At 67.2% G+C, this 16,917-nt stretch carries 13 protein-coding genes; 3 read left to right on the forward strand and 10 right to left on the reverse strand.

What is annotated here, in order from left to right:
* Positions 1-107: 107 nt before the first annotated feature.
* The 8 genes from QZY44_RS01865 to QZY44_RS01900 all read right to left on the reverse strand — a co-directional run bounded on the left by QZY44_RS01865 (position 108) and on the right by QZY44_RS01900 (position 9,614).
* On the reverse strand, positions 108-1,274 hold the full coding sequence (locus tag QZY44_RS01865) for a fatty acid desaturase (protein WP_295441471.1): 1,167 nt from the start codon (positions 1,272-1,274) through the stop codon (positions 108-110).
* 762 nt (positions 1,275-2,036) lie between these two features.
* Positions 2,037-3,341: a DUF58 domain-containing protein gene (locus QZY44_RS01870; protein WP_295441474.1), complete on the reverse strand. Its 1,305-nt coding sequence runs from the start codon at positions 3,339-3,341 to the stop codon at positions 2,037-2,039.
* A gap of 99 nt (positions 3,342-3,440) precedes the next feature.
* The gene (locus QZY44_RS01875) at positions 3,441-4,421 is read right to left on the reverse strand and encodes a MoxR family ATPase (protein WP_295441476.1); all 981 of its coding nucleotides are present in this window, start codon (positions 4,419-4,421) and stop codon (positions 3,441-3,443) included.
* Complete coding sequence (locus QZY44_RS01880) at positions 4,418-5,662, reverse strand: DUF4350 domain-containing protein (RefSeq protein ID WP_295441479.1); 1,245 nt, start codon at positions 5,660-5,662, stop codon at positions 4,418-4,420. Before QZY44_RS01880 ends, QZY44_RS01875 begins: the two co-directional genes overlap by 4 nt.
* Entirely contained in the window at positions 5,652-7,187 is a 1,536-nt protein-coding gene (locus tag QZY44_RS01885; protein ID WP_295441482.1) for a DUF4129 domain-containing protein, read from the reverse strand. Before QZY44_RS01885 ends, QZY44_RS01880 begins: the two co-directional genes overlap by 11 nt.
* Positions 7,177-8,169 (reverse strand): stage II sporulation protein M, encoded by a 993-nt coding sequence (locus QZY44_RS01890; protein ID WP_295441484.1) that lies wholly within the window; start codon positions 8,167-8,169, stop codon positions 7,177-7,179. Before QZY44_RS01890 ends, QZY44_RS01885 begins: the two co-directional genes overlap by 11 nt.
* Before the next feature lie 3 nt (positions 8,170-8,172).
* Entirely contained in the window at positions 8,173-9,069 is an 897-nt protein-coding gene (locus QZY44_RS01895; protein WP_295441487.1) for an RDD family protein, read from the reverse strand.
* Positions 8,976-9,614 carry a chorismate pyruvate-lyase family protein gene (locus QZY44_RS01900; protein WP_295441490.1) on the reverse strand — a complete coding sequence of 213 codons (639 nt, stop codon included), beginning with the start codon at positions 9,612-9,614 and terminating at the stop codon, positions 8,976-8,978. The genes QZY44_RS01895 and QZY44_RS01900 overlap by 94 nt, the downstream gene beginning before the upstream one ends.
* Before the next feature lie 438 nt (positions 9,615-10,052).
* Here QZY44_RS01900 and QZY44_RS01905 point away from each other — a divergent pair, with 438 nt between their 5' ends.
* Positions 10,053-10,247 carry a hypothetical protein gene (locus QZY44_RS01905; protein WP_295441492.1) on the forward strand — a complete coding sequence of 65 codons (195 nt, stop codon included), beginning with the start codon at positions 10,053-10,055 and terminating at the stop codon, positions 10,245-10,247.
* On the opposite strand, the gene QZY44_RS01910 is transcribed toward QZY44_RS01905, so the two are convergent.
* Positions 10,226-11,200, reverse strand: coding sequence for a L,D-transpeptidase family protein (locus tag QZY44_RS01910; protein ID WP_295441495.1), 975 nt, complete (start codon positions 11,198-11,200; stop codon positions 10,226-10,228). The genes QZY44_RS01905 and QZY44_RS01910 overlap by 22 nt on opposite strands.
* Before the next feature lie 30 nt (positions 11,201-11,230).
* On the opposite strand from QZY44_RS01910, the gene QZY44_RS01915 reads away from it, so the two are divergent.
* Both QZY44_RS01915 and QZY44_RS01920 read left to right on the forward strand, forming a co-directional pair.
* Positions 11,231-13,282 carry an elongation factor G gene (locus QZY44_RS01915; RefSeq protein ID WP_295441497.1) on the forward strand — a complete coding sequence of 684 codons (2,052 nt, stop codon included), beginning with the start codon at positions 11,231-11,233 and terminating at the stop codon, positions 13,280-13,282.
* Between the two features lie 117 nt (positions 13,283-13,399).
* Complete coding sequence (locus tag QZY44_RS01920; protein WP_295441499.1) at positions 13,400-15,835, forward strand: hypothetical protein; 2,436 nt, start codon at positions 13,400-13,402, stop codon at positions 15,833-15,835.
* Between the two features lie 4 nt (positions 15,836-15,839).
* On the opposite strand, the gene QZY44_RS01925 is transcribed toward QZY44_RS01920, so the two are convergent.
* Positions 15,840-16,892: a P1 family peptidase gene (locus QZY44_RS01925; RefSeq protein ID WP_365303036.1), complete on the reverse strand. Its 1,053-nt coding sequence runs from the start codon at positions 16,890-16,892 to the stop codon at positions 15,840-15,842.
* Positions 16,893-16,917: the final 25 nt, after the last annotated feature.

The following is a 16,917-nucleotide window of genomic DNA, read 5'->3' on the forward strand; positions in this document are numbered from 1 at the left end:
CGCAGAGTGCGGACACAGGGGTGACACCGCCGCAGCGGTGTCACCACAGAGCAAAGCTCCTTCCGGCTGAAGCCTCGACGGTTGGGTTGCCGGGGCCATCGTTTGCCTCAGATGGCAGTCATCGGCTGGAGCGAGAACCCCTTGAGGTTCTGCGCAAAGCGCTCCAAGGCCTGGATGCCCGTGGCCTCGGCGGCGCGACACCAGTCCTGTAGATTGCCCAGCAGGACCTCCTGGCTGGCGGTGCTGCGGCTCCAGATCGCCTGGAGGCGTTCGCGGAACTGGTAGACGGTGGTGAGCGTCTGGCTCTGGGCCAACAGGTGTTCCAGGTTGGCGCGGGCGACGGCATCGAGCCGGCTGCCCTCGCGCGCCAGTAGGCGGCGGTAGTGGGCGGCATCGCGGCACAGTTCGGCCCGCGAGACGGGGGTCAGGACCTCCTTGGTGTAGCGGGCGAAGACATGCATCCGACTCATCACCACGGCGCGTAGGGTGTCCATGTCTGCCAGTGGCTTGCCCTTGATGACGGTCAGGCGGGGCGCGACCCGCTTGATGCGGGCGAGTCGCAGCGCACTCAGGGTGCGGATATACAGCCAGCTCAGATCGAACTCCCACCACTGGGAGGAGAGCCGCGCTGAACTGGGGAAAGCGTGGTGGTTGTTGTGCAGCTCCTCGCCGCCGATCAGGATGCCCCAAGGGACGATGTTGGTGGAGGCGTCCGCGGTCTCGAAGTTGCGGTAGCCCCAGTAGTGGCCGATGCCGTTGATGATGCCGGCCGCCGTGATGGGTATCCACAGCATCTGTACGGCCCAGATCACCGGGCCGTAAAGCCCGCAGAGCAGCACGTCCAGGACCAGCATTATGGCCAGACCCAGCCAGTGATGGGGGGTATAGAGATGGCGCTCCAGCCAGTCGTCCGGGGTGGCCTGGCCATAGCGCTCCAGGGTCTGGGGATCGGCCGCCGCCGCCCGGTAGACCTCATAGCCCTGGGTCAGGATTTTGTGCAGTCCCAGGACTTGTGGACTGTGGGGGTCCAACGCAGTCTCGACCTTGGCATGGTGCAGCCGGTGGACTGCGACCCACTCCTTGGTGATCGCGCCGGTGGTCAGCCACAGCCAGAAGCGCATGGCATGCGCCACCGCGGGATGCAGGTCCAGGGCGCGGTGGGCCTGGGCGCGGTGCAGATAGATGGTGACCGCGGCAATGGTCACATGGGTCATGGCGAGCGTGATCACTACCGCCTGCCAAGGCGAGCAATCAAGGATACCGTGCAGGGTCATCAGGGACTCCAGAGGGGAGGGTGGTGCGGACATTTGAGGGCCGCGGTCGGCGGGCGCCGTGCGGTCAGCGGGAGGTGGGTGAGGGCGATGGAATCATTATGATCACGGCGCGGGCGTTTTGGCTTGCGTAATCCGACCAACGGTCATAGTAGGAAAAGGAGAGGTGACACCGCTGGCGCGGTGCCACCAGCGCCCACGGTTTCAGTACGCGCGTGTCGTGGTGGTGGTTGTTCTCGTCGGGTTTGCCGGTCTCGTGACCACGGTGGTCGTCCTCGTGGCTGGCGTCACCAGCACGGAATCAACGCCGGTCCGCCCAGTCTGACCGGTCGGACCTTGCATCCCGGACGGCCCTTGCGGACCAGTGCAGCCACCCAAGCCAAGTACGACGATCACCGCGACGCAGAAAAATTGGTATTTCATTTGGTTATCTCTCGAAAAAACAGGGGAGGGGCCAGTGTTGGCAATCCTGATCAGCGTCGCCGAAGTGGGCGGCGACTGCCGCAGGGCTATCAGGGGCGGGGGTCGATCGTCGCGCTGCCGGCCGCGCTGGGATCAATCGCAGTGGCAAGAGACCCCGCCGTGATGGTGGCCACATTAGGCTGCAAGACCCATGCGGTCAGTACGCTGGGGAACATAGCGCAGGGCTGGGCGTTCCCAGTGACCTGTAGCCCGGGATGTCTGGCAGGCGCGGCGCGGAGCGCCTGACACATGGGTGACACCGCTGCAGCGGTGTCACCAGAAGAGGCGGTGTCAGCAGCGCGTCTAAAGCACCCCCGCCCTTTTGATCTCGAAATAGCGATTGACCAGTGCAATGGGCAATTGCGCCGGGAGCAGGTCCAGTACCTGGATGCCCAAATGCCGCAGGCGTTCCTGGTGCTCCCGGCGTTCGGCCATCCAACCATGGACGGCATGGAAGCGCAGGGCTTCATCCAGGGTGTCGATCGGGGCCTCCAGGGCGCGATCCAGGGTGGCCTCGCGCAGGTCCGCGATCACCACCAGATGACGGCGGCGCAGGAGTTGGGCGGCCTGGGCCAGGCCCTCCTGGTCCTCGTCGCGGCTGTTGGTGATGATCACCACCAGGGCGCGGCGCGGCATCGCTGCCAGCAGGACGCGGGCCGCGACCTGGGGATCGGCGGCCTCCAGGCTCGGCTGGAGGTCATAGACGCCTTGGAGTAGTCGGTTGACGGTCCCGGGCTCCTTGCGCGGGGCGAACCAGCGCTGCGGTCCGCCGTAGGTCATGAGTCCGACCGCATCCCCTTGGCGCACGGCCACATAGGCGAGCAGGAGCAGCGCGTTCAGCGCCTCGTCCAAATGGCCGCGACCCTGATCGCGGTGGCGCATCCGCCGGCCGCAGTCGAGCAGGAAGACCAGGCGCTGGTCGCGCTCGTCCTGGTACTCACGGGCGATGACCTTGCGCATCCGCGAGGTCGCCTTCCAGTCGATCTGGCGTAATGAATCGCCCTCCCGGTACTCCCGCAACTGGTGGAACTCGGCCCCGCTGCCCAGGCGCCTAAGCCGTCGCACCCCGAGTTCGGCCAATTGGTCATTGGCCGCCAGCAGGGTGTAGCGGCTGATTTCGGCGAAATTGGGGAAGACGCGCAGGGTCTCCGCGGGGGGGAGGATGCGGGTGCGCCGCCACCAGCCCAGGGGCGAGCGGGTGGCGACGTCACAACCGGTGAGCGGGAAGTCACCGCGATTGGGTGGGCACAGGCGGTACTGGACGCGGCCGTGTTGACGGGGACCCAGATTCAGGTCCACGGGGAGCCCGCGCAGGGCGAACTCGCCTGGGTGCAGGTCATGAAGGCTGAGCTTAAGGCTCTGATCCGACGGGTTGGCGACCTCCAGGGTGACCGAGCTCCAGACCCCGAGCGGTAGGGCGCGGCCCATGCGCCGCGTGATCCGCGGCGGCGCAAGCCGGCGCAGGGCCAGCCAGTCACCGAGGGCGACGGCGGCGATCAGCAACCCGCTGCCCTGCCACACAGGCCAGGCCCAGGGCAGCCAGGCGGCAGCGAGGCCGACAGATGTCCAGGCGGCCAGGGCAAGGAGCAAGGGCGGGCGGGGGTGCATATTGTGGATTTCGGATTTGGGGTTTTCGGATTTCTGATTGAATATTTCTGATTGCACCGACCATCAATCATCAATCCGAAATCATCAATCAACAATGAGTTAGTTCCGCGGCGCCGGCACCCCCGCCAGCAGGTCGACCAGGACATCGTCGGGGCGGTAACCCTCGATCTCCAGGTCGGCGGTGAGCTTGAGTCGATGGCGCAGCACCGCGGGGGCCATGATCTTGACGTCGTCCGGGGTCACGAAGCCGTTACCCTCGATCAGTGCGTGGCCGCGGGCGGCGCGCACCAGGGCGATGGCTGCGCGGGTGCCCGGGCCCGTCTCGACCCCCTGCCAGTCGCGCGCCGCTCGTACCAGGCGCACGGCATAGCGCAGGACGCTGTCGTCCATCCGCAGCCCCGCTGCCGCACGCTGCACCGCCAGTACGTCTGCTGGCGCAAGGACTTGCGTGACCCGGGAGGTGTCGAGTCGGTCGCCGATCTGCCCGTTGGTCATCTGGCGCACCACCGCCAATTCTTCCTCCGCCCCCGGGTAATCGATGAAGACCTTGAGCAGGAAGCGGTCGAGCTGGGCCTGGGGCAGTGGATAGGTGCCCTCCTGTTCGATGGGGTTCTGGGTGGCATAGACCAGGAAGGGCGCGGGCAGTGCCAGGGGCTGGCCCTCAATGGTAACCTGTTGCTCCTGCATGGCCTCGAGCAGCGCGGACTGGGTCTTGGCCGGGGCGCGGTTGATCTCGTCGCCCAGGAGCAGGTTGCAGAAGATCGGACCGCGCCGGATGCGGAACCCCTCGCTCGTCATGTCGAACAGTGCGTGCCCGGTCACGTCACTCGGCATCAGGTCCGGGGTGAACTGGATGCGTGCGAAATGCCCGCCCAGGGCCTGCGCCAGGCCACGTACCAGGAGTGTCTTGCCCACCCCCGGCACCCCTTCCAGCAGGACATGACCGGCAGCGGCCAGCGCGACCACGGCCTCGCGGATCACCTGGGGCTGGCCGACCAGTGCCTGGGCGACGGCGCCCTCCAGTGCCTGGAGTTGCCGGGCGGCCTCGGCGACCGTCACGCTGGGTTCTGACTGGTTCATCGCGTCTCCGTAATCCTGGAAAGAGTCATTGCCGGACTTAGGCTAATGGGTACGGGCGGTCTGCGAGGCTGCGGCGCGCCCGGTATTCCGGTGCGCCGGGGCCTCGTACCCTCCCAGAGTGACTGGAGGACGCGCGCCTGGTCGATGAAGCCGGGGACACCCTGGGCTTGCGCCTGCAAGGCGCGCGCGATCACCTCGGTGGGGCGGGCGTTGGCCTTGGCGATCACTGCCGCCTGCTCCATGGGTCCCAAGTGGCGCAGTTCGGGGCGCCGCCGCTGCCAGGCGCCCTGCACCTGACGACGGGTCGTCGCTACCAGTTGGGAGGCGCGCCCATGGCGCCACGCAAAGGCGGCGGCGGCGTCCAGATGTTCGAGCAGGTCGCGGCGGCGCCGGTCCGGGGTGCCCGCCCGGGGTCCCAAGCGGGCCCCCAGTGACCAGGCCCAGACCAGGATCAGGACCGCCGCCGCGACCAGGGCGGCGGGCGCGGCGGCCCACAGCAGTGCACCGAGCCAGGGCACCGCACTGTCATAGAGTAGCCAGACCTTGCCCCCGGCGGCCGGCCGCGCGAGTTCGGCCAGGAACAGCGCGTGGTCATGACGCCCGATGTGCCCGTTGGTGAGAAACTCACTGTCACTGGTAACGGTCAGCCACCCGGCGCCGACCGCCTGGCGTACCAGGTGGGTGTGTCCATTCGCCCGGACTACGAACGGGTGATTGACGTTGCGCGCCTCCAGGGACCAATCCGGACGGAAGCGGACCGTTAGCGGCGTGAGCCCATCACCCCACTGGACCTTGGCCAGGCCCGGGGTATCTTTGGTCGCCGTTTTCACTTTCTCAAGGCGAATACCGAACTGCCCCAGGAAGTCGTCTGCTCGCCGGTCTCGGTCCCACAGGTCGGTCGCCTCCACCACCAGACGGCCGCCGCCCTCGAGCCAGGCGCGCAATGCCGCCCGGCGCCGCGCGTTGAGCGGCCCCAGGCCGTTGACCACCAGGGTGTCCGTGGTGGGCGGCGGGCGCAGCAGCAGGTCACGGCCGGTGCGGCTCTCCACCGGGATACCCACGCGGACGAGGAAGCGCGCTGCGGCCAGGAACGGGTTGCGGCGGGCCTGCGCGCTGGCGCCGATCTCAACCGTCTGCGGGTGGCGCTCGAAATTGGCGAAAAACCACGCGGTGCAGGCGGCTGCGGCGATCAGGGCCAAGCCGCCCAGGCATAGCCACAGGATGCGCCGGTCAGCCGGCATGATCGGTGCTTTCAGAACCGTCGGCAGCCCCCGTCCAGTGCAGCCAGTCGGTGAGCCGCGCGGCGATGGTCTGCGGCTCCGGCGTGTGCTGGGCGTAGGCCAGGGCCTGCCAATCCCTGGTCAGGTACCGGAAGGGAGCCGCGTCGGCGGCCCCTAAGTGGTCCGTGGCCAGGCGCAGGCATTCGCCCTCGGTGGCGGCGTCCGGGATCGCGACACCACGGCTGCGAAGGTGAGCGATCGCCCCCCGATAAAGCAGGGCCAGGGCGCCCCGCGGGTCTGCCGCGGCCAGGCGTGCCCGCACCGCCTGCGCCAAGTTCGCCGTGCTCGGGTCCGCTTCCCCGCCCAGTGATGTCACTGCCTCGCGCGGGCGCGTCGCCGGCCGGGCGCGTCGTCGCCAAGTGCCCGGTTGCCAGTCCCGCAGGATGCGTTGGATCAACAGAGCCAGCGCGGCGACCGCCAGGACCACCAGGAGCGTCTTGAACACGCGCCCCAGGATCACCGCCAGATCGCCCAGACCGTCGAGCCAGCGGGGGGCGGACGGCTCCTCGTCCGCTGCCTCATCCCCGATATAGGTCCAGACGCTGCTCTGGCGGGTGCGTCCGAAGGTCTCGTCGGCCAGGACCTCGGTGATCAGTGCGCGTGCGGCGGTCGGCTCCGGCAAGGGCGGCGGTGCGGCTTGCGCAAACGCCGGTGGGCCGGGCCAGGCGAGCAGCAGGGCGGCGCACAGCAGGCCGGCCAGGGCTACCGTGCGCCTGCTGTCGGCCTTGGGTCGCCAAGGGGCGCCGGTGCCGGACGCCCCAGTCGCGCGCCCCTGACGAAAGGCCAGCTCCAAATCCCAGGCCTCCAACTCGGTGCGCCGGCCGATATAGAGCGTGAAACCGGCGCAGACATAGAAGGGCGCGATCACCGAGCAGGCGAGCAGGTAGCACCCGCCGCTCACCCAATAGGGCCAGGATTGGGAGTCGGTCAGGGCCGCCTCCAGATCGAGGCCGGCCAGCCCGTTGGGAATCAGATAATAGAGCGAGAGCAGTTGCCCGCCCCACAGGATGGCCTCGAAATGGTAACAGATCACGGTCAGCCAGCCGGCCCCGGCGCCGACGCTCAGGAGCTGTCGGCGTTGCCCCAGCGCCTTGCCGTCCAATCCTTCCAGTAGCCCAATCGGCAAGGTGAAGGAGCGGCGGGCCGTAAGGCGCCGCCACAGCAGATAGGGTATCAGGCGGCGCGTCCAAGCGGCCCGCAGCAGGCCCGGTGCCGAGCGCAGCGGCGTTCGCTCGCCGAAGAGGGCGCGGCTAATCCACCAGACCAGGGGCACCTCGCAGAGCGGTTTGCACCACCACACCAGAATGCCCCACCAGTCGGCGCGGGCGCCGGTGAGGAGCAGGGCCAAGAGTGCTATGGGCAGGGCGCTGAGCCACCAGAGCGCCCACAGGGTCGGGAACCAGGCGCGTGCCAGGGCGAAGCCCAGGTCGAGTCGCTCCCAGACCCCGCGGGGCCGCAGGGCGACGGTGATCCGGTCAAGTTCCACGGTCTGCCCCCCGTCCCGCCAGCGCGAAATACAGTGCCACGGCCACCCATCCAATTGTTCCGACAAGGTATTTAACCCCCGCGGGCGCCCCCCCTGCCGACCAGAAGGCCTCCACCACGGCCGCCAGCAGCAGCATCAGTGCCGCCCCACCCGCCAGTACCACCGCGTCGCGCGCATTGGCGCGCAGGGCGCCCAATCGGGTCAGGTGCCCGGGGGCGAGCAGTGCTCGCCCGAGCAGCAGTCCGGCCGCCCCGCAGATGGTAATGGCGGTGAGCTCAAAGGGGCTGTGACTGCTGACGAAGGGCCAGAAGGTGCTGCCGAACCCCAGGCGGGTCAGATGACCGGCCGCCGCGCCGATGTTGAGGCCGTTGAAGACCAGGATCAGGAGGCTCCCCAGCCCCAGCAGCAGCCCCGCGCCGAAGGTGCGAAAGCCGATGCCGATGTTGTTCATGACGTAGAAACCGAACATCTGGAAATCGGTATCGGCCTGCCGGTCCGCTCGGCGTCCGGGCTTGCGGGTACCGGGGTCGTACATGGACTCCAACTCCGCCACCTGGGAGGCGTCCATTAGGCTATAGACCACCTCACCGTCCTGCCCGCAGGCGAGCCCCATGGCCAGCGCGGGCAGGAAAAACAGGGCCGCGGCCAGGGCGCAGACGCGGGCGTGACGGCGCAGGGTACGGGGAAACACGGCGGCCATAAAGCCCAGGGTTGGGGCCAGCCAGGCGAACCGGCGGCGGTACAGACAGGGGTGGCCGCGCCGCACCAGGTCATGTAATTCCGCGATCAGGCCTGGGGCATAGCGGCGGGTCCGCGCCAGGGCATACTGGGCGCAGAGTCGCCGATACAGTGCCGGGAAGCGCGTCAGGTCGTCAGCCGTCGCAGGCTTGGGGCGGCGGCCGCGGTTCTCCAAGGTGGTGAGGAGTCGACGGTAATCCGCCCACTCGGCGGCGTGGATCGTCTCGAAAGGGCCTTGACGCATGGTTCAGTCTCCGACCCGGCCCTGGGCCAGCCAACTTCCGTAGCCCTGCACCAGCTCCACGGCGGCCGCTCCGTACGTGTCGGCACGCCCGTCCGGGGACTCCGGCAGGTGGGCGAGCAGGGTCTGCGCCAACTCGATCCGGCGCGGCGCGGACAGTCGGCCCGAGCGCTCGCAAAAGGCCAGGATGGACTGCTGGGTCGCGAGCGGCAGCCCCAGCGGCGGCTGCCGGGGCCGTGCGTCCAGGAGCGTACTGGCCGCGGTGCGCTCCCCGGTCCGACCCGGCGTGCGCCCGGGGCGCGGCTGCGCGTAGACCACCAGGGTTCCAGCGGCCAAGTCCCCGAGTCGGCGGAAGTCCCGGTCGGCCAGGGTGCTGACCAGCCCCACGCCGTAACACACCGGGAGAAAATCCACTACCCGTAAGAGATTGCGGATGAGTGACGCGGGCAGCCCCACCGGGGTCCCGTCGTCGTGGACCACCATGAGCCCGAGTGAGCGTTTGCCGGGCGTGGTTCCGGTGAGTACCTCGAAGGTGACCGGATAGAGCCAGTCGAGCAGAAAGGCGGCGATCAGGCTCAGCCCGAGGCCGAACCCGGAAAGGACCATCAAGGGGCTCAGCACCAGGTAGATGATCAGCCGGATGGCGCCGTCCGCGACCAGGGCCAGGGCGCGCGGGGCCGGGCCGGCGACGCGCAGGCCCAGATCAACCCCCTCCGGGGTTTCGTTCAGCCGGATGGTGTCGACTAGGGCTGATTGCGTTTGCTGACTGATGGCCGGCTCCAGGGTATGGCGCTGAGTGCGTGCCTGCCTCAGGCCCCGCCAAACAGCGCCAACGGGAAGCGCTCGGTGATGAGGATCACCGGGTGACCGCCAATGATGATGCGATAGGTGCGGAACACGCATGGTTCATTATCGCCCGCCGGCTCCGACGCGGGCACCAGGCGGGGCGGTTCGCCGTGGGGGGCATCCCCGTGGTCCAGACCCACGTCCAGCACCTCCCGGTAGCTCTCCAGCCCGCTGTCGCGGATCAGTGCGCCGATGCCGATCTCCCGATCGATCAGGCGCCGACGGAAGTCCGCCGGAATCAGCTCAGTGCGGATCAGCGACAGGGCCTCGGCGAAGGCGCGCCCAGTGTGGACGCCGCGCAGCCGGGCATCGCGGATCAGGCAGCGGTCGCCGACGGCCAGGCCGATCCAGGGGACTGGTTCCTCCGCCGTCTCGAAACGCTGTTCCAGGGTGTCCACCGCCACCGGCTCCCAGAAATAGGCCTCCAGGGTCTTAGTCACGGTCCCGTCCGTGACCAGGAGCGCGCGCAGAAACGGGGCCAGGTCGGACAGCGGGATCATCGTGCCCTGATCGTCACGGATCGCGGCGCCCGCGAGGTAGCCGTCACAGCGGAAGGGGGAATTCGACGGGTCGTTGAGTGGACGACCGTAGTAACGGCGCATCACGAAATTCCTTAATGTCTTTTATGGCTAAGAGCCGACGCTGGAGCACTTGAGCGGATTGTGCCCGAGTGCGGCCCCTGGCTCCAGTGTCACCGCAGGCACCGTTGTCTGGGGCCTTAAGGTCCGGCGCATGGTCAATTTGAGCGGTTTTTACGTACAAAACCATCTATTATCTTGCTCCATGGATGGTATTCCCCCCCCTTTTTTTGGCTTTGGCCTTGATGTTCTGCCCTATATGCCGCAAGCTTAGGAACCGGGTCCGACTCTTTCGGTTAAGCAGGCGCTGCTTGACCACCGTGCCCATGATTCGGATCCTGAGATCGCCACCTGCTGCCCAGGGCGCATGCGCGTCGTTGGCTGTGGTTGGGGGATTCGGAAATACCCGAACCTGTGTTATAAAAAGAGGGCCATTTGGCTCAACCTACGGAGATTCTACCGATGACCAAAATCGTCAAGCTCGCTTCCCTGTCCGCCGCCGCCCTGATCGGCGCCACCCTGATCGGCGGCTGCGCCGACCAGACCGCCCGTGATACGGCCCAGCAGGCGCTGGACAAGGCCAATGCCGCCCAGCAGTGCTGCGACACCAACACTGCCAGCCTGGACGCGCTGCGTCAGAAGGCGTTCCGCAAGTAAAGCGGGTCGTTTAGGCCGCGCCGGCTTCCCACCATCTGGGGGAGGCCGGTGTTCTCCTTAATGGCCCGCTCGACTGCCGGCCAATCCATTTCAAGACCTTGCGTACTCGCCACCGACTCCGGTATCACTGAGCGCGCGGGTCTAAGCCGCGACTTATCGTCGCTATGGACCTCCAGATAGAGGTCATCCCCCAGCCAGCCGACCTTGTAAGGCTGATCCACGATCGTCACCGTGGTCCCCGTGGGCACCTGCGGGAACAGCTCGATAATGCCCTCGTTATTCATGCGGATACAGCCGTGACTGACCGGCATCCCCAGTCCCCAGGGCTTGTCCGTGCCGTGGATCAGATAACTGGGCACGCTCAGGCGCATCGCATAGGGGCCGAGCGGATTGTCCGGACCCGCGGGCACCACTGCCGGTAATATGTCACCCTCGGCCGCGTGTTCGGCCCGGATCGAGGCCGGCGGGGTCCAGGTCGGGTCCTTGACCTTCGAGGCGATCGTATAGGTGCCGAGCGGCGTCGACCAGCCCTCGCGCCCGACGCTGATGGGGTAGTTCTGGACCTCGTCCGGTTTGCCGGGCGGGTAGAAATACAGATGCATCTCCGGTCGATTCAGGACGATCCCCGTGTGCGGCGTGTTGGGCAGCACATAGAGCGTCGGTACCAGCACCTCGCTGTCGGGGCGCGGCGCCCACATATTGACCTTCGGGTTGGCCTGCTCCATGTCTTGGTAGCCCACCTGATTTTGGCGGCCGATGTCGAGCAGCGTGTCGTGTTTGCGGCTCTTGATATAGAAGGGTACGCCGACCACGGTATCGCCTGGATGCGCGTACTTGAAGGTGTCAGCCTGGGCGCCCGGGACCCAAACCGCGACGACACCAAGGCCCAGCGCCACCGCGCCGGCCAGGGTGCGGCGCCCCGGCGCACCGGACGATTCTGCTTTCGACTTCATTAACTTCACCAATCTTACCTCGTGAACACGATGAAAAAACTGCCGCGATTGTCGCACGTCCGCAATATCGGGGTCGCGGCGCATGTCGATGCGGGCAAGACCACGCTGACCGAGCGCATCCTGTTTTACACCGGCGCCTCCTACAAAATCGGCGAGGTCCACGACGGCGCGGCCCACATGGACTACCTGGCCGAGGAGCAGCGCCACGGTATCACCATCACCTCCGCGGTCACCAAGGCCCCCTGGCGCGACCACCTGATCCAGGTCGTCGACACCCCCGGTCACGTGGACTTCACCATCGAGGTGGAGCGCGCCATGCGGGTGCAGGACGGCTGCATCCTGGTGCTGGACGGGGTGCGCGCGGTGGAGCCCCAGACCGAGACCGTATGGCGCCAGCGCGCCCGCTTCAACCTGCCGGCGCTCTTCTTCGTCAACAAGATGGATCGGCCAGGGGCCGATTATAGGGCCTCGCTGGCCGCCATCCGTCAGCGGCTCAAGGCCGAGCCGGTGCCCATCACGGTGCCGCTGGCGCACGACCACGCCGTGGTCCAGCTGATCGACCGCACCCTGATCAGGTTCCAGGGCGAGCAGGGCGAACGCCTGGAGACCGCGCCCTGTCCGGCGGACCTCTGGGAGCACCTCGCCGCCGACCGGGAGGCCTTGGGGCTGGCCGCCGCCGAGTGGGACGACACACTCACCGAACAGGTCCTTGCGGGCCAGGACCCGGCGCCTGACTTGTTGCGCGCCGCCATCCGCCGCGGCACCCTGGCCGGGCGGCTCTTTCCCTGTTACGGCGGCAGTGCGCTCCGGAACCTCGGGGTGCAGCCGCTCCTGGACGGCGTGATCGACTTCCTGCCCGCCCCGCTGGACCGCCCGCCCGCCATCGGCCGGCGCCCGGACGGCACCACCGAAGAGGTCACCCTGGGCGGTGACGGCCCGTTGGTCGCACTCGCCTTCAAGGTTCAGCTCTGGGACGGTCGCCGCCACGTCTTCGCCCGTATCTACCGTAACACGCTCAAGCCCGGCGACACGGTCGAGTTCGTCGGCCCGGACGGCCAGATCCGCCGCGAGCAGGCGGCGCGCCTGTTTGACTTGGACGCCGGCAAGAAGACCAGGCTTGACCAGGCCGAGCCCGGCGAGATCGTGCTGATCGCCGGGCTGCGCCACGCCACCACCGGCGACACCCTCTGCTCCCCCGGCCACCTGCTTGGGCTGGAGCGCATTGAGGCGCGCGCCCCGGTGCTCGGGCTCGCGATCGAGGCCCTGGCCGGCACCGAGGAGGACAAGCTCTTGGAGGTCCTGGACAAGGTCACCCAGGAAGACCCGACGCTCGCCGTGGAGGAGGACCCGGAGACCGGCCAGCGGCTGCTTCGCGGCATGGGCGAACTGCATCTGCAGATGGTCCTGGAGCGGATGGAGCGCGAATTCGGCGTGCGGGTGCGCAGTGGTCGCCCCGCGGTGGCGGTGCGCGAGACCATCCGTCGCGCGGCGTCCGCCGACGCCTTCTTTACCACCCCACCGTCGCCCGACGGCAAGCACCCGGACCTGATGGCGCGGGTGGCACTGGTGGTGGAACCCCTGGTGCGGGGCGCCGGTATCCAGTTGGTGATCAACCCCAGGGTACTACCCGAGACTGCGGTCTTAACCGACGATCAGCGCCGGGCCATCGAGTCCGGTCTGCGCAGCGCTCTGGAATCCGGTCCATTGCAGGGCGCGGCCCTGCTGGACTTGGCGCTCCAGGTCCGGGAGGTCGAGCTGTTCGGCCCCGGGTCCACCCCGGAGGCCCTGGCGGCGGCGGCCAACAAGGCACTGCGCCAGGCCCTGGGCGACGCCCAGCCGGCGCTGATGCAGCCGGTGATGGCCATTGAGGTGATCGTACCGGAGGCCAATATGGGGGTCGTGCTTGGCGACTTACAGTCGCGCGCCGCGATCATCACCGACACCGGCAACCGGGGCGAGACCGCGGAGGTCCGCGCGCAGGCGCCGCTTGCTGCGCTGCTCGGTTATACCACCAACCTGCGCAGCCTGACCCAGGGCCGCGGGCAGTTCAGCATGGAGTTTCTGCGGTTCGATCTGGTGTGACAGCCCTGGGAGCGCCGCACCCCAGTGCGGCCAGCGTCGGCAGACGACCGCGGCGCTGCGTCCATTTGATTTACCTGTCCGTGAACGCCCGATAAGCATGAGAAGAGGAGACGAGGTATGAAGAGACGACAGATCACGCTGGCGTTTGCCGTGTTGGCGACCTTCCTGGCCGCGTCGCCGCTGTTGGCGAAGGCCGACAGCCCGGATGAATTCCAGCGTTACATTGTGATCAACAACACCTCCGACCGGACGATCTACCCGGTCATCCAGGCGCCGCAGAATACCGGCCCGGACGGGAGCAAGGTCAATTGCGGGTCAGTGCCCGGTGCCGATGGCAAGAAGGTCGACGGCTTACTGCGCATCATCGTCAACCTGGACGCGAAAGGGTCTGGCGTGCCCCAGGACCAGTCGGTCAAGGTGGCGCTGCCCAAATCGGCGCCGGATTGCCCCGACGGTGCCTTCTACAACGCGGCGCGGATCTTCATGCTCTACGGTGGTGACAAGGGCGGCTTCGAAGCGCTCGATAAGTTGCTGAACACGAACCAGCAAACCCGGGAGTACCCCGGCTGGAACCCCGACATCTGCCCCGGGTGCTGGGTCGGGATTGCGTCCGCCGATCCAGCGAAACCCGGTGCTGATTATGGCTACGACATTCCGGGTCAGTTGCTGGAATACACCATCATCTCGCAGACGCCGGACGGCAAGGCGTTCCCCAGTGCGAATGATCCGCGTGGCCGGTCACTCATCGATTTCGACGTGTCGTACGTCGATTACGCCCATTTGCCCTACGCCATGGCACTCGGCGACGGCGGGGCGACTCAGTTCATGGGGAGTACCTTCGGTAATGACCAGTTGCCACTGAGCGATTTCCCCGACCGGTTGTCGGCCTTCCTGGCGGATGCCAATTGGTCGGGTTTCGCTGCCTATCGGCCTTTGCATTGGGAGAGCAGTGATGACTGCGCGAAGGGGCGGGCGCCGGATGGCGGTCCGGCCGATCTGAAAAAGACGCGATTCAGCTGCCTCATCGACGTGCGTACCGACGTCGTGCCGTCCGCGGCGATTCTCATCGCGGACGCACGGGATGGGGGCTACTCCGGGTTCTTCAAACCCGAGGCGGACGGCACGGTTTCTGAACAGTGCGTTGCGCCCGACGGTCAAAACGCCCAATGCGCGGTGGAATTGCCGAACAACCAGCTGTGCTGCCCGGACCCCATCAATGGAATGCTGGGTTGTTGCGATATGAAGAACTTCCAGGTCGATCGGATCCTGAGCAAGTGGGTCGCTAACCCGGATAAGCCCAACGACCCCAACGCGGGCACCCTCAGCTTTTTGAATCCGACGCTCGGCGACCTCGTCCGCCGGTTCAACCAATGGCATAACAACCCGGCCATCTGCGATCCCGGTGGTGCTGCGGTACCTGCCGCACCGGTCATCGATCAGCTGGGTTTCTGCCAGGCCTACCAACGCACCGTCGACTTCGTCTGGCCGCTCTTTGCGGGCAGTTGCGTCACCGGCGACCAGGATACCCAGGATCGCTGCACGGTGGCGAAGATCATCGGCTACGACCGCAAGTCGGGCTACGATCCAGATAAGTGCGTCGACTGTACTGCTCACCCGGACCCGGATCACTGTCCCACGACATGCGTGACCGAACAGATTGCGAATGAGAGTGTCCAATCGCTCCAGCGTGGTCTGCCATGGACGCCCGGCGGTCCGTCTGACCGATGCAGCAAGTGCCCGAGCACCGATGCGGCTCAATGTCCGATCGACTGCGTGTTTCCAAAGGAGATCGCCCCCGACGCCATGGTCTACCGTGGCGACAAGTTCCTGCATTTCTGGGCGAATTACGACAGCATCTACAACATCAATCCCTATGCCTATTTCGTTCACAGCCCGGACGGGCTAGCCGCGCCCGGGGCCTACTCGTTCTCGATCGATGACTTCTACGGCAACTTCGGCGGTCTTGGTTCGACGCTCATCATTCAGGCGGGCGGCTACTCGACGCTGCCGAACCAGGAACCCTACGACCCCTTTAAGCAATATTCCGCGGGATTCGGTCCGGGATGGGACCGCGTCAGCGTCTGCGGCCGTGTCTACCGCCTCCCGGGTGGCGCCAGCTCACCGGTCGGATTGACGGCGCCGGTTTCCTTCTGGGATACCCGGAGCAAACTGAGTGATTGCAAAATCTTTGCCTATCCCAACGCTGACGATGATGCGACCTACATCACCTTCATCCTCAAGGAGGTGGCTCCGTACCAGGTGACCGATCGCTACACCGGCATGCAGCAGATGGTGCAGGGCTTAAGCGGCGTCAACGCGCCGCGCGGCGGCGTCACGCCACTGGATCCCTATTGTATGGAACACTCGACGGCATCGATCGAAATGCGCAATACCGCCTGCTATGCCAACCTGACGGCGGGTTCACTGAATAAGGACTACAGCGGCGTTTCCGATGCCGCCTGTAAGGATGGGAACGATGCAACCTGCGGCAAACCCTTGGTCAGTTTGAACGTACCGCCGCCGCGGCCCACGGTCGCCGTCACCGCGCCCTGAGCGGTCAAGGCGACTTCAGCTCAGCCGCCGCCGCAATGCCCGGCAGTCCGGTGGCGTGCTGCACAGCCTCGACCAGTGCGCGGGCCATGGCCTCGGCGGCCAGCGCGCCGATGAGCGTGAGGTTGGGTTCGCCCTCCCACTCATTGGTCGCCAGCGCGAACAGGGTGTCGCCATCGAACATCGTATGGACCGGCACGATGGCGCGGGCGTAGCCGTCGTCGGCCATCAGGGCCATGCGATTGACCTGGGCCTTGTTCAGCCGGGCGTTGGTGGCGACTACGCCGATGGTGGTGCTCTCGCCCACGCGCGGTGGGGCCGCAGCAAACAGGATGCCCCGGCGCAGGAGTTGGCGCGCGTCGAGTAAGGCGCCATCGACCCCCCGGGCCCCGGCGACCACCTGGGCGGTATCCGGGTCGATGATGTCCCCCAGTGCATTGGTGGCCACCAGCGCGGCGACCACCAGCCCGTTGGGCAGCCGGTAGGCGAAGCTGCCCAATCCTCCCCGCATCGGCCGGCCGAGCTTGCCGACCGTTGCCCCCGCCCCGGCGCCGACGCTGCCCTGGCTCACCGGCGCGCTGCTCGCCGCCGCCGCGGCCTGGTAGCCGCAGTCCGCGTCCGGCTGGACCTTGACGTTGTTTCCCACCGGCAGGTCATAGAGCACGGCGGCCGGCACGATCGGCACCCGGGTGATGCCCACATCCCAGCCCATTGAGTGCTCGTGCAGCCAGCGCACCGTGCCGGTCGCGGCGTCCAGGCCGAAGGCGCTGCCGCCCGAGAGCACGACCGCGTTCACCCGATCCACCAGGTTCAGTGGGTCGAGCAGATCGGTCTCACGGGTGCCGGGCGCCCCGCCGCGGCGGGCCACACCGCCCGTGGCACCCTGGCCGTCGAGCACCACCACGGTACAACCCGTGGTGCCGTCGGCGAGGGTGTGGTTGCCGACGCGCAGCCCGGCGACCGCGGTGAGCGTGGTGTTGGGCTCGCCGGCGGACGCGGTGGCGGCGAGCAGGCAAAGGGCTGCGTAATGGCCTCGGACGCATTTTTCCCATTTCCTGATAACGTTGAAAACGCCGCTTCAGCGG

Source organism: uncultured Thiodictyon sp. (assembly GCA_903837595.1).
GTDB lineage: Bacteria > Pseudomonadota > Gammaproteobacteria > Chromatiales > Chromatiaceae > Thiodictyon.